This is a genomic window from Kribbella sp. NPDC054772, from assembly GCF_053611945.1.
The window spans coordinates 64401-84223 of record NZ_JBSHBJ010000025.1 but is presented as its reverse complement, the minus strand read 5'-3'; the positions used below and the strand labels follow the sequence as shown (position 1 = coordinate 84223).

General features: G+C 68.6%; 20 protein-coding genes. 10 read left to right on the top strand and 10 right to left on the bottom strand.

Going from position 1 to position 19823, the window contains the following annotated elements; all coding sequences use genetic code 11:
* Window positions 1–91: 91 nt before the first annotated feature.
* Genes ACWGID_RS30245 through ACWGID_RS30235 form a run of 3 tightly spaced genes read left to right on the top strand, consistent with a single transcriptional unit; the run spans window position 92 to window position 2353 of the window.
* Window positions 92–541: an HNH endonuclease gene (locus tag ACWGID_RS30245; protein ID WP_452202275.1), complete on the top strand. Its 450-nt coding sequence runs from the start codon at window positions 92–94 to the stop codon at window positions 539–541.
* A gap of 12 nt (window positions 542–553) precedes the next feature.
* Window positions 554–1336: an N-acetyltransferase gene (locus tag ACWGID_RS30240; RefSeq protein WP_452202273.1), complete on the top strand. Its 783-nt coding sequence runs from the start codon at window positions 554–556 to the stop codon at window positions 1334–1336.
* A gap of 45 nt (window positions 1337–1381) precedes the next feature.
* A complete protein-coding gene (locus ACWGID_RS30235; RefSeq protein WP_452202271.1) occupies window positions 1382–2353 on the top strand; it encodes a type IV toxin-antitoxin system AbiEi family antitoxin domain-containing protein in 972 nt (323 codons plus the stop codon).
* Window positions 2354–2362: 9 nt separating this feature from the next.
* On the opposite strand, the gene ACWGID_RS30230 is transcribed toward ACWGID_RS30235, so the two are convergent.
* From ACWGID_RS30230 to ACWGID_RS30220, 3 genes are all read right to left on the bottom strand, one after another.
* Window positions 2363–3328 carry an iron-siderophore ABC transporter substrate-binding protein gene (locus ACWGID_RS30230; protein ID WP_452202269.1) on the bottom strand — a complete coding sequence of 322 codons (966 nt, stop codon included), beginning with the start codon at window positions 3326–3328 and terminating at the stop codon, window positions 2363–2365.
* 118 nt (window positions 3329–3446) lie between these two features.
* Window positions 3447–4472 (bottom strand): class II fructose-bisphosphate aldolase, encoded by a 1026-nt coding sequence (gene fbaA, locus ACWGID_RS30225; protein ID WP_452202267.1) that lies wholly within the window; start codon window positions 4470–4472, stop codon window positions 3447–3449.
* Between the two features lie 201 nt (window positions 4473–4673).
* On the bottom strand, window positions 4674–5393 hold the full coding sequence (locus ACWGID_RS30220) for a GntR family transcriptional regulator (RefSeq protein ID WP_184839453.1): 720 nt from the start codon (window positions 5391–5393) through the stop codon (window positions 4674–4676).
* Window positions 5394–5532: 139 nt separating this feature from the next.
* On the opposite strand from ACWGID_RS30220, the gene ACWGID_RS30215 reads away from it, so the two are divergent.
* Window positions 5533–6552, top strand: a complete 1020-nt coding sequence (locus tag ACWGID_RS30215; protein WP_452202265.1) for an SIS domain-containing protein — start codon at window positions 5533–5535, stop codon at window positions 6550–6552.
* 152 nt (window positions 6553–6704) lie between these two features.
* Window positions 6705–7124 carry a VOC family protein gene (locus ACWGID_RS30210; protein ID WP_452202263.1) on the top strand — a complete coding sequence of 140 codons (420 nt, stop codon included), beginning with the start codon at window positions 6705–6707 and terminating at the stop codon, window positions 7122–7124.
* A 3-nt stretch (window positions 7125–7127) separates the two neighbouring features.
* On the opposite strand, the gene ACWGID_RS30205 is transcribed toward ACWGID_RS30210, so the two are convergent.
* Entirely contained in the window at window positions 7128–7922 is a 795-nt protein-coding gene (locus ACWGID_RS30205) for an IclR family transcriptional regulator domain-containing protein (RefSeq protein ID WP_452202261.1), read from the bottom strand.
* Window positions 7923–7986: 64 nt separating this feature from the next.
* Here ACWGID_RS30205 and ACWGID_RS30200 point away from each other — a divergent pair, with 64 nt between their 5' ends.
* The 3 genes from ACWGID_RS30200 to ACWGID_RS30190 are packed head-to-tail and all read left to right on the top strand — an operon-like array spanning window position 7987 to window position 11808.
* Window positions 7987–9195: a maleylacetate reductase gene (locus ACWGID_RS30200; protein WP_452202259.1), complete on the top strand. Its 1209-nt coding sequence runs from the start codon at window positions 7987–7989 to the stop codon at window positions 9193–9195.
* Window positions 9196–9208: 13 nt separating this feature from the next.
* Window positions 9209–10081: an intradiol ring-cleavage dioxygenase gene (locus ACWGID_RS30195; protein WP_452202257.1), complete on the top strand. Its 873-nt coding sequence runs from the start codon at window positions 9209–9211 to the stop codon at window positions 10079–10081.
* On the top strand, window positions 10078–11808 hold the full coding sequence (locus ACWGID_RS30190; RefSeq protein WP_452202255.1) for an FAD-dependent monooxygenase: 1731 nt from the start codon (window positions 10078–10080) through the stop codon (window positions 11806–11808). Before ACWGID_RS30195 ends, ACWGID_RS30190 begins: the two co-directional genes overlap by 4 nt.
* On the opposite strand, the gene ACWGID_RS30185 is transcribed toward ACWGID_RS30190, so the two are convergent.
* The 3 genes from ACWGID_RS30185 to ACWGID_RS30175 form a co-directional block, all read right to left on the bottom strand.
* Complete coding sequence (locus ACWGID_RS30185; protein WP_452202253.1) at window positions 11797–11985, bottom strand: hypothetical protein; 189 nt, start codon at window positions 11983–11985, stop codon at window positions 11797–11799. The two genes, ACWGID_RS30190 and ACWGID_RS30185, sit on opposite strands and share 12 nt — an antisense overlap.
* A gap of 136 nt (window positions 11986–12121) precedes the next feature.
* Window positions 12122–13306: an alpha-amylase family protein gene (locus ACWGID_RS30180; protein ID WP_452202251.1), complete on the bottom strand. Its 1185-nt coding sequence runs from the start codon at window positions 13304–13306 to the stop codon at window positions 12122–12124.
* Window positions 13296–14294 carry an FUSC family protein gene (locus ACWGID_RS30175; RefSeq protein ID WP_452202249.1) on the bottom strand — a complete coding sequence of 333 codons (999 nt, stop codon included), beginning with the start codon at window positions 14292–14294 and terminating at the stop codon, window positions 13296–13298. Before ACWGID_RS30175 ends, ACWGID_RS30180 begins: the two co-directional genes overlap by 11 nt.
* Before the next feature lie 49 nt (window positions 14295–14343).
* On the opposite strand from ACWGID_RS30175, the gene ACWGID_RS30170 reads away from it, so the two are divergent.
* The gene (locus ACWGID_RS30170) at window positions 14344–14766 is read left to right on the top strand and encodes a MarR family winged helix-turn-helix transcriptional regulator (RefSeq protein WP_452202247.1); all 423 of its coding nucleotides are present in this window, start codon (window positions 14344–14346) and stop codon (window positions 14764–14766) included.
* On the opposite strand, the gene ACWGID_RS30165 is transcribed toward ACWGID_RS30170, so the two are convergent.
* The gene (locus ACWGID_RS30165) at window positions 14748–15374 is read right to left on the bottom strand and encodes a TrmH family RNA methyltransferase (RefSeq protein WP_452202329.1); all 627 of its coding nucleotides are present in this window, start codon (window positions 15372–15374) and stop codon (window positions 14748–14750) included. The genes ACWGID_RS30170 and ACWGID_RS30165 overlap by 19 nt on opposite strands.
* A 60-nt stretch (window positions 15375–15434) precedes the next feature.
* On the opposite strand from ACWGID_RS30165, the gene ACWGID_RS30160 reads away from it, so the two are divergent.
* Window positions 15435–16142 carry a DedA family protein gene (locus tag ACWGID_RS30160; RefSeq protein ID WP_452202246.1) on the top strand — a complete coding sequence of 236 codons (708 nt, stop codon included), beginning with the start codon at window positions 15435–15437 and terminating at the stop codon, window positions 16140–16142.
* Window positions 16143–16173: 31 nt separating this feature from the next.
* Here ACWGID_RS30160 and ACWGID_RS30155 read toward each other — a convergent pair whose 3' ends face one another.
* Together ACWGID_RS30155 and ACWGID_RS30150 are read right to left on the bottom strand one after the other, a co-directional pair.
* Window positions 16174–16584, bottom strand: a complete 411-nt coding sequence (locus ACWGID_RS30155; protein WP_452202244.1) for a hypothetical protein — start codon at window positions 16582–16584, stop codon at window positions 16174–16176.
* Between the two features lie 113 nt (window positions 16585–16697).
* Complete coding sequence (locus ACWGID_RS30150) at window positions 16698–19679, bottom strand: tetratricopeptide repeat protein (protein WP_452202242.1); 2982 nt, start codon at window positions 19677–19679, stop codon at window positions 16698–16700.
* Window positions 19680–19823 lie beyond the last annotated feature (144 nt).

Genomic DNA, 19823 nt, shown 5'->3' with positions numbered 1-19823 from the left:
ATCCGTTGACCGTTCACCCACCGGCCACGGATGCTTGAGACCCTTGCTCAAACCGCCGTGGTTCCCAGCTACGGCCGGAAGGAGGCACCGGATGAGCGTCATCGTCCTGAACGCGTCGTACGAACCGCTGCACACCGTCTCGATCCAGCACGCCATCCGGATGCTGGTTCGCGAGGTCGCCGTGGTCGAAGAGGCGCACGGAGAGCGAACCATCGGCCCATTCCCGGTCCCTCGCGTCCTCCGCCTGGTTCGGTACGTCGTCACGCACTGGCGTTACGCGGCGGGCCGGATGAAGTACAGCAAACACGGCGTCCTGCGGCGGGACAGGTTCCGGTGCGCGTACTGCGGCCTGGACAACGCCGACACCATGGACCACGTCCAACCCAGATCCAGGGGCGGCCGCACCGAGTGGCTGAACGCCGTGGCCGCCCATGCCTCCTGCAACGAGCGGAAAGGCAACCGCACCCCGTCCGAGGCCGACATGCCGCTCCTCTGGCAACCCTGGGTACCAACCCGCGCAGAGCTCGTCATAGACAGATGACGGGCCTTTTTTATGCCCTTTTCCAGGCGCTGGACCCACCAGCTGCCGTCCGGGCGCACCGTCGAGATCACCACTGTCGCTGACCGGCCAGAGCTCGCCAACGCCGATATCGAGGTAGGCGAGTGGCCGGCCTTCATGCGCCACAACCGGATCTCCGAGGCGTACTTCCCACAGACAGCCGACGCCTTCGCTTCGACCTGCCTGATCGCCACATCAGAGGGCAGGCCGATCGGCGACGCCCACGCCGTTCAGCTGTTGCGTGGTGACCGTCCGGAGTTTCCGTCCGGTGGCTGGGAGCAGTCGGTCGTCTGGGCCTTCTCTGACGCACGTCGCGGCATCCGCCCGGACACGGCCTGCGCCTTGAACATCAGCGTCGCTCGAGACTTCCAGGGTGAAGGCGTCGCAGCGCTCCTCCTGGCGGCACTCCGCGACGCATCCGCCGGCCTCGGCCTAGACGTACTCGACGCGCCGGTCCGCCCGACCCACAAACACCTTGAGCCCACGAGCTCGATCCACGACTACGCGTCCCGCATGCGCCCGGACGGTCTGCCTTTCGACCCATGGCTCCGCACCCACGTCCGCGGCGGCGGCCAGATCACCGGCATCGCACCAACCTCCTGGGTAATCGCCGGATCGCTCGCCGAGTGGCGATCGTGGACCGGATTGCCCTTCGATCGCAGTGGACCCGTCGAGGTCCCGGGCGCCCTCGTGCCCGTCGAGTGTGACGTCGCCGCCGATCGCGCGGTCTACGTCGAGCCGAACGTCTGGGTGCGGCACCAGTTCTCCACAGATTGAAAAATGTGCGTCCGGACAAGGGCCGATCGCGGCACATTCTCGGGCATGAATCCTCAACTTGCTGTGATGGCGTCGATCCGTGGCGGTGTATTCACCCGAGCGGACGCGCGAGCCTGTGGTTACCCCGACGCTGACATCGACTCCTTGCTCGGCTCCGGCAGCTGGCGCCGGATCCGGCGCGGAACCTATGCCGCCCACCGTTCACTCCGCCTCGTCACCGACGAGATCCTGCACCTCCGCCGGGTGTACGCCGTCCTGCGCGCCAGCGGCCCCGGTGTCTACGCCAGCCACCAGTCCGCCGCGGCCCTACATGCCTTACCTGTCTGGGGTCTCGACCTCAGCCGAGTCCACGTCACCGCTCCCGACGGCGGCTCCGGCCGGCTCCGCGGCGTCCACCGGCACATCCGCGACCCGGTCGGGTCAGACCTCCAACTGTGGAACAAGATGCACCTGGTCTCGCCTGCCCGCGCGATCGCCGAGGTGGCCGCTTCGGCGCCGCAGGCTGCGGCGACTGTGCTCGCCGACGCCGCGTTGTACGCCGGGCTGGTCGACCACGACGCCTTGATCCACGCTGTCGGCCAACTCGACCAAGGAACGAAACGGGCCGGAAAAGTCCTCGACCACGTCACCGGCGCAGCTTCGATCGCCGAGTCCCGGCTGCGCTTCATCCTGGCCACCGCGGGCCTGCCGGCTCCCAGCCCGTCACCACCACCAGACCCCGAGCTCACCGACCCGGACGACGGTGCGGTGGAGGTCTTGTGGTTCCCGGACGAACGCACCGTGCTCGAGTTCGAGCCGCGTTTTCCCTTCTGGTGCGAGGAATTCGAGCCCTCCCCCGAGGAGCCGCTGCCCGAATCAGCCTTCGACCTCGACGGACCACAGCCCGTCGAGCACTGCTGGATCTCCTGGACCGACCTCGACGACCCGGTGACCGTGGCCGACCGCATCCGAACCACGTTCACCCGAGCAGCCCGACGGACCGGCATCCGTCACTTCGACCTTGCCCGAGTCCGGTGACGAAAGGAGTTACCCCATGCTCTTCAACGCGTTGGCGAACAGTGGGACGACCTTCTCCAAGGCGTATCCGACGGACAGCACTGTGTCCGTGGCGAACGCCGAGCTGATGGTCTTGTCGTCGAAGACCACCGCGCGACCGGCCTTCACCGACGGCACCGCGCGGTACAGCGGATCGCCGGTGATCTGGCTCGCCGGGATGCCGATCGGCGTGAGGACCGTGAGATCGGCGTTCAGCAGGCCGAGGTTCTCGCGCGAGATCGGCACCGAGAAGTCACCGGTCGCCTTCGCCTGGACGGCCGGGTTGTTGCGGAAGCCGAGGCGCTCCACGAAGTCGACCCGCCCGGTGCCGGAGACGTACGCGCCGTACCCCTCGCTGGTCCGGGCTCCGAGCGTGATGGTCTTCCCGTCGAACTCCGGGTGCTGCGACTTCACCTCGGCGAACTTGCCCTCGGTGTCGGCGATCAGCTTGCGCCCCTGCTCCACCCGCCCGAGCGCGGTGGCGATCATCTCGGTCTGCTGCTTCCAGTTGGTCTTGTACGCGTCGCCGCCGGCCGGGACGCCCACGGTCGGCGCGATCGCCTTCAACGTGTCGTACCGGTCCTGCTTGCCGCTCGACTTCACGTCGAGGATCAGGTCCGGCTTCAGCGCGGCGATCTGCTCGTACTGCGGCTCGAGCGTGTTGATCAACTGCGGCGCCTGCTGGTACTTGCCCTTCGCCCAGGGGCCGACGCCCTCGCCGCCGAACGCGAGCCAGTCGCTGGCCCCCACCGGCTGCACCCCGAGCGCCAGCGCCGTCTCCGCGTCGCCCCAGCCCAGCGCGACAACCCGCTTCGGCTCGGCCGGCACTGCCACCTCACCGAACTTGGTCGCCACCTTGATGGCCGACGGCGAGGCCTTCTCTTCGGAGCCGGATCCACAAGCGGCGAGCACCGTCAGCAACAGACAGGAGGCCGCCAGAGCGAAAGGTTTGCGCATGCGACTAAGGATAGGCTTCCCTAATCAACTCCGCGCACCGACCCACACAAATGAACAGGCCCGCCCCGGGAAACTCTCCGGAACGGGCCTGCTCGCAACAGCTCTTCGACGCGGAAGGTCAGCCGTTCAGCGAAGTACCGGTCGAGCGCAGGCTCTCGCAGGCCTCGCCGACACGCTTCGCCATACCCTCTTCGGCCGCCTTGCCCCAGGCACGCGGGTCGTAGGCCTTCTTGTTGCCGACCTCGCCGTCCACCTTCAGCACACCGTCGTAGTTGGTGAACATGTGCGCGGCCGCCGGCCGGGTGAACGCGTACTGCGTGTCGGTGTCGACGTTCATCTTGATGACGCCGTTGTCGACCGCGGCCCGGATCTCCTCGAGCGTCGAGCCGGAGCCACCGTGGAACACCAGGTCGAACGGGCGGTCCTTGCCGAGCTTCGCGCCGACCTGGTCCTGGATCTCCTTCAGGATCTCCGGACGCAGCTTGACCGCACCCGGCTTGTAGACGCCGTGCACGTTGCCGAAGGTCAGCGCGGTGATGTAGCGGCCGTTCTCACCGGTGCCGAGCGCCTCGACCGTGGCCAGGCCGTCCTCGACGGTGGTGTAGAGCTTCTCGTTGATCTCGTTCGCGACGCCGTCCTCCTCGCCACCGACGACGCCGACCTCGATCTCCAGGACGATCTTCGCCGCGGCCGTCTTGGCCAGCAGGTCCTTGGCGATCTCCAGGTTCTCGGTCAGCGGCACCGCCGAGCCGTCCCACATGTGCGACTGGAACAGCGGGTTCTCACCGCGCGCGACGCGCTCGGCCGAGATCTCCAGCAGCGGCCGGACGAAGCCGTCCAGCTTGTTCTTCGGGCAGTGGTCGGTGTGCAGCGCGATGTTCACCGGGAAGTTCTTGGCGACCTCGTGCGCGTAGGCCGCCAGCGCGACCGAGCCGGACACCATGTTCTTCACGGTGGACCCGGACAGGTACTCCGCACCGCCGGTGGAGACCTGGACGATGCCGTCCGAGCCGGCCTCGGCGAAACCGCGGATGGCTGCGATCAGCGTCTGCGAGGAGCTGACGTTGATGGCCGGGTAGGCGAAGCGGTTCTGCTTGGCCTTGTCCAGCATCTCGGCGTAGATCTCAGGGGTTGCAATAGGCATGTCTCGCGGTACTCCTCACAACACAGTTCTTGTGGGTTCGGCTCCAGTATTGCCGCCGGGTACTTCGTCGGATCCGGCGGCCCGCCTGCCGAGCCGGCCCGGTGGCCGGGGAGCGATCGGCAGGGATGCAGACCAGTTGATGAACAGGACCGATCCAGTTCGTTACGTCCGGATGTCCTCCGGACGGTGTGGTGCAGCCGGTCAGGCGGACCCGGATCGCGGGCCACGCGGAGTCAGGGCCATGTGCAGCCGGTAGCGGTCGGCGCGGTAGGCCGACCAGGACAGTTCGACGACCTTGCGGCCGGCGAAGGTGGTGCGCTCGAGGACCAGCAGGGGTGCCCGCCTGGCCACGCCGAGCACCCGGGCGACATGACCGTCGGCGTTGTCCGCCCGGACTGTCTGCTCACCGGAGGTGACGACAACGTCGTACTCACTGGCGAAAACGTCGTACAGCGTGCCGAGCTCACGGCCGAGCAGGCCGGGGAAGAGCGCGGACGGGTAGTAGCCGACCTCGTAGGCCATCGGCGAGGCGTCGGCCGTGCGGAGCCGCTCGACGCGGATCACCTTGGTGCCCTTGGCGACCCGCAGCCCCTTCGCGGTCTCGTCGGAGGCCTCGATCTCGCTGGCCGACAGCACCACGGTCCCGGGCTCGAGACCACGGGCCCGCATCTCCCGGGAGAACGAGGTGAGGTGCAGCTGCGAGTCGACCTGGGGACCGGTGACGAAGGTCCCCTTGCCGTGCACCCGCTCGAGGGCACCGGACTCGACCAGATCGCTGATCGCCTGCCGGACGGTCACCCGGGAGACGTTCAGCTTGTCCACCAGGGCACGTTCGGAAGGGATCGGGTCCCCGGGATGCAGCTCGACGTCGATCAGCCGTTCCAGCACCGATCGGACCTGGGCCCGCTTCGTCGCCACCATGGAATCTCGATCCTCCAGACCTGGGCGGGCCTCGGGGGTGCCCCGGGGCGCCGCTCACTGCTATCGTGCGCAGCATACCTGTTAAGACCAGATAGGACCAGTGATCGCAGTGGTGTCTGTCCCCGCTCAGGAAACCCGGATGGCGCGCGAGATCGCCGAGCAGCCGGCCGCGCTCGCGGCGACGTTCGAGCACGTTCTGCCGCTGCGGCACGACATCACCAGGCTGGCCGCCGGCCGCCGGCACGTAATCTTCGTGGCCCGCGGATCGTCGGACAACGCCGGTGTGTACGGCCGCTATCTGACCGAGATCCACGCCGGCCGGCAGGCGTCCCTGGCCGCACCGTCCGTGGCCACGCTGTACGGCGCCAACCTCGACCTGTCGAACTCGCTGGTCGTCGCGGTCAGCCAGTCCGGCGCCACCCAGGAGATCGTCGACACGGCCGAGTGGGCCAAGCGCAACGGCGCCGCGATCGTCGGCATCACGAACGACGGCAACAGCCCGCTGGCGTCGACCGCCGACGTCGCGCTCATCACCCAGGCCGGTCAGGAGCTCGCCGTACCGGCCACCAAGACCTACACGACCCAACTGGCGGCGATCACGGTCGCTGTAGACGCGCTCGCCCAGCGGCCTGGCACGCTCGACGCGGACATCGCGCGAGTTCCCGAAGCGGCGGCGAAGATGCTGTCGGGGTCGGTCGAAGCGGCGGCGGACCTGCTCGCCGGTGCACACGACGTCCTCGCGAGCGGTCGCGGGCTGACGTTCGGCACGACACTGGAGGTCGCGCTGAAGCTCGAGGAAACCTGCCTGCAGCCCGTTCGCGGTCTCTCGTACGCCGACCTGAAGCACGGCCCGATCGCGGTCGTCGACGCGGACCTGGTGACGATCCTGGTCTCCGCCGGCGACGGCCCCGCGCTCCCGGGGATGACCGAGCTGGCCGGCATCGTCCGCGAGAAGGGCAGCAAGATCCTCGGCATCGGCGGCGACCCGACGTTCGCCTCCCGCTGCGACGTGAACCTGGCCGGGCCCGACCTCCCGGAAACCCTCGCTCCGCTGGCGCTGGTCATCCCGGCCCAGCGCGCGATCGAGCTCCTGGCCCGCAAGCTCGGCCTCGACCCCGACGCACCGCGCGGCCTCCGCAAAGTCACCCAGACCGACTGACCAGACGCCTCGCCGACCCGGCCGTCGGGCGAACTCTCCCGCGCGACGGCCTAGTCGATGCAGTTGGTCATCAAAGTGCTCATTCGGTGAGCACTTTGAGTGGAATCGTGGTGGTCATCGCAAGGGGAACAACCCAGGAGAGGACCACCGAGATGTTGCGAGGACTTGCCACCGTCAGCTTCTACGCCACGGACGTGAAGGCGGCGCGGGACTGGTACGAGAAGCTGCTCGGGATCGAGGCGTACTACGCGGTCCCGACGGTCGAGGCGCCGGCGTACGTGGAGTTCCGGTTCGGGGACTTCCAGTGCGAGCTCGGGATCATCGACGCGAAGTACGCGGGCCATGAGGTCGCCGGAGGTCCCGCGGGAGCGATCGTTCACTGGCACGTGGACGACCTCGAGGGGACGCTGGCGCGGATGCTCGAGCTCGGGGCGACGCTGAACGAAGGGATCGTCGAGCGCGGTAACAACACCGGGTTCCGTACGGCGTCGGTCGTGGACCCGTTCGGCAACCTGATCGGGATCATGAACAACCCGCACTACTTGCAGATCCTTCAGGAACTGCAGGCGTGAACGCTACAGATGGCCGCGATGGGTCAGCGCAGTAGTGATCTGCTGGGCCGCCTGCCGTAGATGCGGGAGGAACTCCTCGCAGAGCGACGTCGGCGTGGAGCGGGATGCATGCGCGGAGACGTTGAGCGCCGCGATGACCCGACCGCGGGAGTTGTGGATCGGGGCTGCGATGGAGCGGAGGCCCAGTTCGAGCTCCTGGTCGACGAGCGCGTAACCGTCCTTGCGGGTCTGGTCGATCGCGGTGCGGAGGTCGGCGGGAGTGGTGAGCGTACGGTCAGTCAGCGGGTCGGCGGGCAACGAGTCCGCGAGAGTGCCGAGGTACGTCGTGAGTTCGTCGTCCGGCAGTCCCGCGAGCAGCACGCGGCCCATCGAGGTCGGGTACGCCGGGAGTCGCGCGCCGACCCCGAGCGCGACAGTCATGATTCGGCTGGTCGGTACGCGGGCGACGTACACGATGTCGGGCAGGTCGAGGGTGGCGATGGAGCAGGACTCGCGGGTCTTGGCGCTCAGCTCCTCCATGAACGGGCCGGCGAGTTCGCCGAGGTCCAGCGAGGACAGGTAGGCCCAGCCCAGGGCGAGGACCCGCGGCGTGAGGGAGAAGCGGCGGTTGGTGCTGCGGACGTAGCCGAGCTCTTCCAGGGTGAGCAGGATCCGGCGGGCTGTCGCGGGCGTGATCCCGACGGCTCGCGCGACCTCGCTGAGGGTCAGCGAGGGCGCGTCGGCAGAGAACGCGCGGATCACCGCGAGCCCACGGTCCAGACCCTGCAGAAACGTACCTGTAGACGCGTCACCCGCCATCAGCTAGCCTGCTTTTCGTTGAAAGAAGAACTATTCGCTCAGCGAAATCCTATCGGAGTCGCCGATGCCACGTCCAGGTGAGCCCGCGCGGTCGACGTTCGTGCACACGTTCTTCCCGGGGCGGGTGGTGTTCGGGGCCGGCACGCTCGATCGGGTGGCGGCCGAGGCCGTGGCGGTCGGGGTACGGCGGGCGCTCGTGGTGGCGACGAACTCCGCGCGGGACGCGGCCGACGTGGTCGAGATGGCGTTGGGCGACCGCTTCGCGGGACGGATCGACGGCGTCGCCCAGCACGTACCGACCGAAGTGGCGGCCGCTGCCCGGGCGAAGGCGCGCGAGATCGGTGCCGACGGCATCATCGCCATCGGCGGCGGCTCCGCAATCGGCCTCGCGAAAGCAATCGCCCTCACAAACAGTCCCGAGCCAGCAGCTGGGATGGCTGGCGGAGTCCCCACCGTCGGGGCGGTCGGCGGAGCCGCTGGCGCGACAGGTGGCGAGACGCCCCACGGCGGAGCGGGTGATGGGCCGGTTGGCGATGGGGTGGTGATTGTGGCGGTGCCTACTACCTATGCGGGGTCGGAGATGACTCCGGTGTGGGGTGAGACGGCGGGTGGGAGCAAGACGACCGGGACGGACCTGCGGGTGTTGCCGCGGGTTGTCGTGTACGACCCGGTGCTGAGTCAGCACCTGCCGAAGAAGGTCACCGCGGCGAGTGTGGCGAATGCGATCGCACATTGCGTGGAGGCGGTGTGGACGCCAAAAGCGGACCCGATCACCGAGACGACCGCGGTGGAAGGTCTGCGAGCGTTGAGCGCCGGACTGCGCAACGTGTTGGCCGAACCCACGGATATAGATGCTCGCAGCAACCTTCTGTACGGCGCCTGTCTCGCAGGCTCGGCGTTGGCAACGGCCGGCACCGGACTGCATCACAAGTTGTGTCATCTACTGGGTGGCACCTACAACCTTCCACACGCGGAGACGCATGCCGCGGTCCTCCCCCAGGTCGTGCGCGTCAACGCCCCCGCCGTACCGCAAGCAACAGCCCGCCTAGCAGCAGCCCTCGCAACCGACCCGCAAGAGCCTGACCTGGCGACCGGCCTGTTCGATCTGTTCCAGGCAGCAGGCGTACCGACCAGTCTCCGGGAGTTGGGCTTGACCGAGGCCCAGGTGGCCGAGGCCGCGAAAGCGTTCCACCCGACCGACAACCCGGTCCCGGTGACCGAGGACCTGGTGCGCGAGGTTCTCGGCCGCGCCTGGGCAGGTACGCGACCTTGACGAAGGAGACCGGATGGATCTGCAAGGCGATGACCTGACCGAGGCCGTGGTGGCCAGCTTCGACGGCAGCACGAGCAGTCGCTACCGGGACGTGATGGCCGCGCTCGTCCGCCACTTGCACGCGTTCGCGCGGGAGGTGGATCTCACCGAGGACGAGTACTTCACCGCGATCGATTTCCTGACCCGCACCGGTCAGATCTCCACCGGCACGCGACAGGAGTTCGTGCTGCTGGCCGACGTACTCGGGCTGTCGATGCTGACCGTCGGGCTGGGGAACCGGAAGCCGCTGCCGGCTACGCAGTCGACTGTGTTCGGCCCGTTCTTCGTCGAGGGGTCGCCGGAGGTGCAGCTCGGTGGCGACATCGCCAACGGAGCGCCGGGGCAGCCGTGCCTGGTGAGCGGGCGGGTCCTCAACACCAACGGCGATCCGGTCCCGCGCGCGCTGGTCGAGACCTGGCAGGCCGACGAGGACGGGTTCTACGACGTCCAGAAGGAGCTCGACGGTCCACAGAACCGCGCCCACCTGATGACCGATGCTGAAGGCAACTACCGGTTCTGGGCGGTGAAGCCGGTCGCCTACCCGATCCCCGACGACGGCCCGGTCGGCGAGCTGCTGCGCGCCGGTGGCCGCGGCCCGATGCGCCCGGCGCACATCCACTTCATGGTCACCGCGCCCGGCTACGCCCGCCTCATCACGCACGTTTTCGCCGCAGGCGATCCCTATCTCGACACCGACGCGGTCTTCGGCGTCAAGCAGTCGCTGATCGTCGACTTCACCGAGCACGCGGCCGGCACGACGGCACCGGACGGCATGACGCCCGAGCGGACCTATTACACCGTCGACTACGACCTCGTACTCGCCACGACCGAGGAGACGCAGCAGTGATCACCACGGATGTCCTGATCGTCGGCAGTGGCCCGGCCGGTGGCGCCGCCTCGCTCTTCCTGTCCACGTACGGCGTCGACACCATCGTCCTCACCCGCTACGGCTGGACCGCCAACACGCCCCGCGCACACATCACCAACCAGCGCACGATCGAGCTGATGCGCGACATGGGCATCGAGGACGAGGTCACAGACAAGGGCACCGCCCACCATCTGATGGGTGAGACCGCGTTCTGCACCAGCCTGGCCGGCGAGGAGATCGGTCGCATTCGCACCTGGGGCACGCATCCACGCCGCCTCGCCGACTACACCGAGGCGAGCCCGTGTCTCCCGATCGATCTGCCGCAGACGCTCTTCGAGCCAATTCTCCTCAGTACGGCGGCGAGCCGCGGTGCCCGGCTGCGCTTCAACACCGAGTACCTGTCCCTCGAACAGGACGCCGACGGTGTGACCGCGACGGTACGGGACCGGCTGAGCGGTTCGACGTACCAGATCCGGGCGAAGTACCTCATCGGTGCGGATGGTGGGCGGAGCAAGGTTGCCCAGGACATCGAGTTGCCGATGGCCGGGGCGATGGATATCGAGGGCTCGATGAACATCGTGTTCGAGGCCGACCTGAGCCGGTACGTCGCCCACCGCCCGAGCGTCCTGTACTGGGTCCTGCAGCCCGGTGCGCAGATCGGCGGGATCGGCGCCGGCCTGGTCCGGATGGTGCGGCCGTGGAACGAGTGGCTGATCGTCTGGGGGTACGACATCAACCAGCCCCCGCCCGTGGTCGACGAGGCGATGGCGACCGAGATCGTGCACAACCTGGTCGGTGACGACACGATCGACGTGAAGCTGAAGAGTACGTCGGTGTGGAGCGTCAACCACATGTACGCCGAGAAGACCTCGCAGGGCCGCGTGTTCTGCATGGGTGACGCGATCCACCGGCACCCGCCGAGCAACGGCCTCGGCTCGAACACCTCGATCCAGGACGCGTACAACCTGGCCTGGAAACTCGCGCTGGTCCTCGAGGGTCACGCCGCGCCCGAGCTGCTCGACAGCTACAACGACGAGCGGGCGCCGATCGCGCGGCAGATCGTTGACCGCGCCAACAAGAGCCGAAACCAGTTCGGCCAGATCTTCCACGCGCTCGGGATGACGCCGGACGCGCCGCCCGGGCGGACGATCGAGTCGCGCAAGGACGACACACCCGCCGCGGCGGCCCAGCGTGCGGAGCTGCGGAAGGCGATCGAGCTGAAGGACTACGAGTTCAACGCGCACGGCGTCGAGCTCGGTCAGCGCTACCGGTCGTCGGCCGTGATCGCGGACGGTACGCCGGAGCCGCCGTACGAGCGGGATCACGAGCTCTACTACCACCCGACGACGTGGCCGGGCGCTCGCATCCCGCACTGCTGGCTGACCCGTGGATCGGAGACCGTCAGCACCTTGGACGTGGTCGGCAAGGGCCGGTTCACGCTGCTCACCGGGATCGGCGGTGAGGCGTGGGTGAAGGCGGCGCAGTCCGTGTCCGAGCAGCTCGGCGTACCGATCGAGGCGTTCGTGATCGGGCCGGGCCGCGAGCTGGACGACCTGTACGGCGACTGGGCGCGGGTGCGCGAGATCCCGGACGCGGGCTGTCTGTTCGTCCGGCCGGACGCCCACATCGCGTACCGCGCGTTCGACCAGCCCGACGACCCGACGGAAACGCTCCGCCAGGCGGTCGGCTCGCTCCTAGGCCGCTGACGTCTCGGCGGCTTCGCGGAGGATCCGGTCGAGGATCGCCGAGATCTCCGCGGTCTCGGCATCCAGCAGGGTGATCAGCGCGACCCGCGAGGTCTCCGAGCGCGCCTCCAGAGCTGCCGCGCTCAGGGCGCGCACGGTACCCAGCTCGTGTAGCAGTTCGTCCCACAGAGCGTTCATCAACAAACCCCATGTTTCCCGTCACAAACCCAGTACGACGTGCTTGATGCGCGTCGAGCCCCCCGAGTTGGGGCTGACTTTGGTCGAGAAGGCCTCACTTCTGTCAATCAGGACAACGCGGGAGCCCGGCCGAAGGTTACGGTCGTGTCAAGAATCTCCAACTGTGCGGCGGTACGACAACCGCGTCGTCGACCGGGAACACGGCCTCCTGATCGGAGACGTTGAGCAGGAGCAGCACCCAGGCGTCGTCCTGACGGGCCCGCAGCGCGATCGTCTCGTTGGTGACGTGCTCGACCTCCGTCCGCGCGCGGGTCAGCCACGCATTGCGCCGCCGCAGACCGATCAGCTCCTGGTGCAACCGATAGGTGTCCCAGCCGTACGGCGCCAGCTCGGCGGGCTCCTCGGGGAACGCCGGCCGGATCGCATCGTCGCCGCCGGCTCGGTCCTCCTTCAGACCGCGGAACGCCTGCTCGTCGCCGGAGTACACACTCGGTACGCCGGCGACCGCGAACAGGATCGCCAGCGCATGACCGAGGTACCGCTCGTCCTCGAGCCGGGTCGCGATGCGGGTCACGTCGTGGTTCCCGACGAACGTCTGCGGGACGAACGTGTCCAGGAGTGCGTTGTGCCGACCGAGCGCGTACGACAGCTCGAAGAAGTTGCGGTCGTTGAGCGAACTCCAGATCGCCTTCCACAGCTCGTACTGCGTGACGGAATCGAGCCCGCTCTTCGCGACGTACCCGGCGTAATCGCCGTGGATGACCTCACCGAAGTACCAGGCGTCGCGGTCGCGTGGCAGGACGTCGCGCCAGAACTCGGGCGGGACGGCGTACGCCGCGTCCAGGCGCCAGGCGTCGACGCCGCGGTCGAGCCAGTGCCTGAGGACGTCGCCGACGTACTGCGCCACCTCGGGGTTGCTGTGGTCGAGGGCGACGAGCTGTTCGTGGCCCTCGAAAGTGGCGAGCCCACCGTCGGAGCGGCGGAACCACTCGGGGTGCGGGAACGAGCGCGCGACGTGGTTGAACACACCGTCGAGGGCGATCCGCAGGCCACGGTCGTGGGCCTGCGCGACGAGCGAGTCGAAATCGGCGTCGTCGCCGAGGCGCGGGTCGATGCGCAAGTGGTCGACGGTGTCGTAGCCGTGCGTCTCGGACGCGAACACCGGGCCCAGCAGGAGTCCCGAACAGCCGAGATCGATGGCGTAATCGAGCCAGCTCTCCAAGTGGCGCAGACGGTGCACGACCGTTGTCTGCGCGGTTGACTCCGCGGCGGTGAAGCCGAGCGGGTAGATCTGCCACCAGATCACGTGATCAGGCCACATGGCGCCTCCTCAGGACCAGAGTAGGAAGGATCGCGATCAGGCAGCCGATCACGGTGTCGATCAAGCGGTACCCGACGGTCGAGAGCTCCGGAGTACGGCCGAGATCCATCAGCAGCACGACGAGCGGGGTCATGAGGATGGCGTACGCCGCGTAGTTGCGTTCCTTGAGCAACGGCCGCAGACCGGCGAGAACGGTGACGACCGCCACGATTGCCCAAGACGGCGGCACCCAGAGCACGAGAGCTCCGCCGATCAGTACGCCGACGCAGGTGCCGACGCAGCGCTGTGTTGCCCGGAGCAACGATCCGCCACGGCGACGGACGACGATCACCACGGCCAGCGCGATCCAGTAGCCCTTCTCCTGATGCCACCACACCTCGATCGCCTCAGCGATCGCGAGCGCCGGCACCAGCTGCACCGCGTACCGCCACGCGTCAAAACTGCGCAGCCTCCGTCGCCACACCTTCCAGTACGTCGGCCGCGCGGCCACCTCGCCACTTCCCCAAAGACCCAACACGATCGCCCACGCGACCCCCAGCGCGAACCACTGAGCAACCTCCCAGGCACTCACCGAACTCAGCCCGGTCGACATCACCAGAAACGTGATGAACCGCCTCGTCACATCGGCCATCCACCGGCTGAGCCCACCCACCACAGCAGCAACCGCCGCCAGCCCAACCACACCGACCGCGGTCCACCAGCCACGGCCCCCGAGCGACACCCCAACCCAAGCCCCCGCCGTCACCACCACTCCCACTGCCACTCTTTGTGCCCCGGCCAACCACGAAAGCGGCCTCCGGATGGTTGGTGCGGACACAAGGTGGGCGAGTGCACCGAGGGCGGCGTACGACGCTTGGGCGAGGTGATCGGTGGCGACGCCGTACGCGATCGGGGCGGCCATCGCCAGGGCGGCGACGATCAACTGCGGGAGGACGACCGGTGTCTCGCGGTGCCAGTGGATGAGGTGACGCGGATCCGCGATCGTCATAGTAAGCTCAGCTTAGCATTCTCAAGCGGTCGCTAGAGAGGAATAGTAAGTGGAAGCGTATGACACGGCCGTAGCGCTTCGGCGAGCCAGCACTCGACTGGCGTTGCGACTGCGGGCCGAGCGGACGGGGGACGGTCTGGGGAGCACCGGCGTGGCCGTGCTGGGCCAGCTGCACCGGCGTGGGCCACTGACGGCGAGCGAGATCGCCGCGGCGGAGCGCGTGCAGCCGCAGTCGTTGACGCGTGTGCTCGCCGGTCTCGAGGAGCAGGACCTGATCACCAGGCAGCAGGACACCCAGGACCGCCGCCGGCACACGATCGAGCTGACCGACAGCGGCCGTCAACTACTGAAAGACCACGTGCAGAGTTCGGACGACTGGCTCGCCGAGGCCATCACCGAACGGCTCAATCCCACTGAACGCGCAGTACTACAACTGGCGGCGGGACTCCTCGATCAGCTGCTCGACGGCTGACCGAAGGTGTGCCGCCGGATCCACGCGTGCATGGCGATCGCGGCCGCGGCGCTCGCGTTGATCGAGCGGGTCGAGCCGAACTGGGCGATCGACAGCACCGCGGAGCAGATCGCGTGGGCCTCGGGAGTCAGCCCAGGGCCCTCCTGACCGAAGAGCAGGACGCATTCGCGCGGCAGGTCGAACGTCTCCAGCGGTACGGACCCCGGCAGGTTGTCGATCCCGATCACCGGCAGCGCCCGAGCAGCGGCGTACTCGGCGAGGTCCGCAAGGGTCGGCTGGTGACGGACGTGCTGGTAGCGATCGGTGACCATCGCACCACGGCGGTTCCATTTCCGGAGGCCGACGATGTGCACCTCGGTCGCCAGGAATGCGTTCGCCGTCCGCACCACCGAGCCGATGTTCAGGTCGTGCTGCCAGTTCTCGATCGCGACGTGGAACGGGTTCCGCTGCTGGTCGAGGTCCTCGACGATCGCCTCGAGCTTCCAGTACCGGTACTTGTCGACGACGTTGCGTCGATCGCCGGCCGCGAGGAGTTCCGGGTCCAGCCGCGGGTCGTCGGGCCATTCCCCCTGCCACGGGCCGACCCCGACCTCGTTCGGCCCCACCATGTCCGCTCCCCGCAGGTCGCTGCTCAGCTCACGCACAGGTCGGGACGCTACCCTGTCCGCGTGCTTCCTCTTGTCGCGATGCTGATGCCCAACTGGATGGACCCGGAGTACCTGCTGCACTGGCTGGGTGACTGGGCGCTGTGGGGCACGCTGATTGTGGTGTTCATCGAGTGCGGGGTGCTGTTCCCGATCCTGCCCGGTGACTCGCTGCTGTTCGCGGTCGGCCTGTTCATCGCGCAGGGCACCATCGGCGTACCGCTCTGGCTGGCCTGCGTGCTGCTGACCATCGCCGCGTTCCTCGGGAACGTGTCCGGCTACTACATCGGCCGGTTCCTCGGTACGTCGCTGTTCCAGAACCCGAACGCCCGGTTCCTGAAACCGAAGTACATCGAGCAGACGCACGACTTCTTCGAGCGGTACGGTCCGCGGGCGCTGGTGATGGCCCGGTTCGTGCCGATCGTGCGGACCTTCATCACGATCGTGGCCGGCGCCGGAAGGATGGACCCGAAGAAGTTCTTCCTGTGGACGGGCGTCGGCGCGGTGATCTGGGCGCCGGGCATCACGCTGCTCGGTCACGCGCTCGGTAACGTGCAGTTCATCCACGCCCACCTGGAGTCGGCGCTGATCCTGCTGGTGCTGGTCTCGCTGATCCCGATGGTCGTCGAGTACTTCCTCGCCCGGCGCCGCAACCGCAACAACAACAACAACACCGACGGCGGCGCGAAGCACGCCGCCCCGAAGCACCCGGTCAACAACCCGACCGACTGACCCCGCTTGGCTCAGTCTGGCCCCGTCTGGCTCAGTGGCCGAACGGGAAGTGCGGTTCTGACCACACCCAGTCGGAGCTGAGCCGGCCGAGGTCGGTGACCTCGACCAGACCGGTCGGGAGTGGGCCGACCACCTGACCGGAACCGAGTGCGCAAGCCACCCGGATCCGGTCTGCCGCCTGGTACCAGACCAGCGCCCCCCGTGGCGCCGCCCCTTCACGGAGCAGGGCGTGGTGGTCGAGCCAGCTCACCGCGTCGGCCGCGTCGTGCCAGCCGCTGTCGTGCGCGTAACCGAACGCCATCCGCTGGAACTTCAACGGCCAGTCCAGCCAGGCCGCCGAACCGGCGCGTTCCAGCTGCCAGTTCAGCGCCGCCTCGGTGTCCCGCGGGTTCGCCACCCGCGGGACGTTCCGGCGCTCCACGACAACCTCCCCCCAGGCCATAGGTAATCCTCCCCGATCCCCCGTCCTCGGCCGGTGTGCCGTGGCATGACCGAAATCCTGCCGGGCGCGGATACAGCCGCCGTACATTGCCCTGCGAGCGTTGCCCGGCGGGCTCAGCCGGCTGCGACCCCTGCTTCGGAGCCGGCCAGCAACCGGCGGCAGTCGGCCGCGGCGCCGTCGTTCCCTGCCTGCTGCCAGACCCGCGCGGCGCGCTCGAGGGTACGGCGGGCGTTGTCGATGCTGCCCGTCGTCAGATAGAGCTCGCCGAGATGCTGCGCCGCTTGACCCTCGACGCTGCGGTCGCCCAGCCGGTGGCCGATGTCCATCGCGTCCAGCAGGGTCTTCCGGGCCGCGGCGACCTCGCCGCGCTCCATCAGCGCCTGCCCGAGCAGCGACCGCGTGTACGCCGCGCAGTGGTCGTCGCCCATCCCGTCGAAGATCGCCAGCGCCTTGCGCAGCTGCCGGACCGCCTCGTCGTGCCGGCCCTGAACGACCCGGAGCGCCGCGATGCGTCGCCGTACCTTGGCCTCGCGGTGGGCGTCGGCACGGCGTACGGCGATCTGGAACGCCCTCGCCAGCAGGCTCCGGGCGGTGTCCAGGTCGCCGCGGACCAGGTAGACGTTCGCGGCCGCGGTCCGCGCCAGGGCCTCGGCGTTCGCGTTGCCGTCCTCGACGAACGCCTCGATCGCCTTCTCGTACTGCTCCAGTCCCTTGTCCCGCTCGCCGCGCTCCCGCAGCCAGGTGCCGAGCCCGACGGCGGCGACGCCCTCACCGAGCCGGTCGCCGACCTCGGCGAACACCTGCGCGGCCGCGTCGAAGTGCCGGCGCGCGGTCTCCCAGTCGTCCTGGTAGACCGCCAGCTGACCGAGGTTGCGGTGCATGATCGCCTCGCCGCGCCGGTCACCGCAGGCGACCGCGCTCAGCAAACCCTGCTGGTGCGAGCCGTTCCAGTCCTCGAAGCCGGCTCGCAGGTCGAGGTACGGGCCCCAGGCGGCAGCGATCCGCCACGCGTGCTCGTGCAGCCCGTTCTGCGCCGCGGCCCGGATGGCCGGCACGAACGTACTGCGCTCACTGTCGAACCACGCGATCGCGTCGGTCTCGGTGAACGGCGACGGGTCGGGCGCGGTCAACGGGCCGGTGTGTTCGAGAACGCCGAAGTACTCGAAGGACAGCGCTTCGTTGGCCCGGCGGATCTTGTTCAGGATCTCGTCGACGACGGTCTCCACGTCCCGGATCGCCTGCGACTGCTGCTCCTCGGTGCCGACCGCGAGCGCGTGCAGCCGCAGCAGGTCGTGCACCCGGTAACGCGCCGTACCGCGGTGGTCGACTGAGCTGATCCGGACCAGGTTGACCTCGATCAGCCGGTCCAGACTGCGCCGTACGGCGGCCGGCGACGCGATCGCTTCCAATGCGCGGGCCGAGAACACCCCGACGGCGAAGTGGCCGATCAGGCGGTACAACCGGGCCTCTTCGGGGCTGAGCGCGTCGTAACTGAGGTCCGCACTGGTCCGGACGGCGAGCTCACCGATGCTCAGCTCGTCCAGGCGCGAGGTCTCGTCCCGCAGCCGCCGGGCCAGCTCGCGGGCGCTCAGGTCCGGACGCTGCGCCAGCCGGCTGCCGACGATCCGGATCGCGAGCGGCAGGTTCGCGCACGCGGACAGGATCTCCTCGGCCTCGGGCGACGACGGATCGATCCGCCCGGCACCGGCCACCGACGACAGCAGTACGGCGGCCTCGCGGTCGTCGAACGTGTCGAGGGGCAGGCTGTCCGCCCCGGCCAGGTCCATCAACCGGTTCCGGCTGGTCACCACGACCGCGGACGCCCCCGTCCCCGGCATCAACGGTGTCACCTGACCGGCGGTCGCCACGTCGTCGAGGATGATCAGCACCCGTCGGCTCGCCAGCTCGGACCGCAGCATCGCGGACCGCCGCTCCGGGTCCGTCGGGATCGCGTAGTCCGGAAGGTTCAGGCTGAGCAGCAGATCGGTCAGCGCGGCTGCCGGATCGCGCGGGTGCGTCGCACCGTGCATGTCCAGGTAGATCTGCCCGTCCGGGAAGTACTCACGGACCTGATGGCCGAGTCGCACGGCCAGTGAGGTCTTACCCGTTCCCGGTGCGCCCGAGATGACCGCGATCGGCGGCCGCACCGGGTCACGGCCGCAGACCAGGTCCCGCAGTTGCTCCAGGTTGTGCTGCCGGCCGTTGAAGTCGGCCAGGTCGAGCGGCAGCTGACTCGGTGGCCGCAGCGGGTCGGTCAGTTCCGGGGCCGCCATCGGTCCGGCGGGCGGAGGCGGTACGGGACGGTCCGCCGTATGGTCCGCTGGGATCCCCGGATTGGGCCAGTTGGCCGAGGGGCCGTTCTCGGCGCGGGCGCCGGCGGCTTCCAGTTCGGGACCGGGCTTGATGTCGAGCTCGTCGGCCAGCGTCTGCACAGCCTTCGCGTACGCCGCTCGCGCCTCACCACCACGTCCCGCAGCGAGCAGAGCGTCGACCAGGCGGCGCCAGAGCTGCTCGTCGTACGGGTCGTCCACGAGGCGGGCACTCAGCAGTACTGCGGCGCCACTCGCGTCGCCGTACTCGAGCCGGAGGTCGAGCAGTGTGTCGACCAGACCGCGGTGCTGCGCTTCCAGGCGGCCGATGGAGCCCTCCCAGGCCGCGGGCATCGGGAGGTCCTCGAGCGGACGGCCGCGCCAGAGCGCGTACGCGCGGGACAGCACCTGCATAGCCTGCCGGTCGTCACCGGCGTCTCGCAGGTGACCGCCTTCGGCAAGGAGCGACTCGAACAGGCTGGCGTCGAGCTCGTCGACACCGACCTCGATGCTGTAGCCGGCCGCCGAGGTGTCGATCGGCGCGGGAAGTCCGGCGTCCTGCAGCACCCCGCGGAGCGCACGGACGTAGGTCCGGATGTTCGCGGTGGCCGACCGCGGCGGGTTGTTCTCCCAGAGCGCGTCAGCGATCAGATCGGTGGAGACGAAGCGGTTCGGGTGCAGGAGCAACGTGGCCAGCAGCTGGCGCGGTTTCGCGGCCTTGAGCGGCTGGCCCTGGACGTGGACGAGGCGCAGAGGTCCGAGGATCGCGTACCTCAGACTGTCCACTCGTCCGACCTCTCCACTCTGGAACCGACCTATCGTGGCATCCGTCCACACCCGGCGGGAAGCCCGATGTACGCCGGATGTATCTCAGTGCGGCACTGTTGTCGTCAGGTACCGGGGGGAGGGCAGGCCCGGGTGGCGACTTGA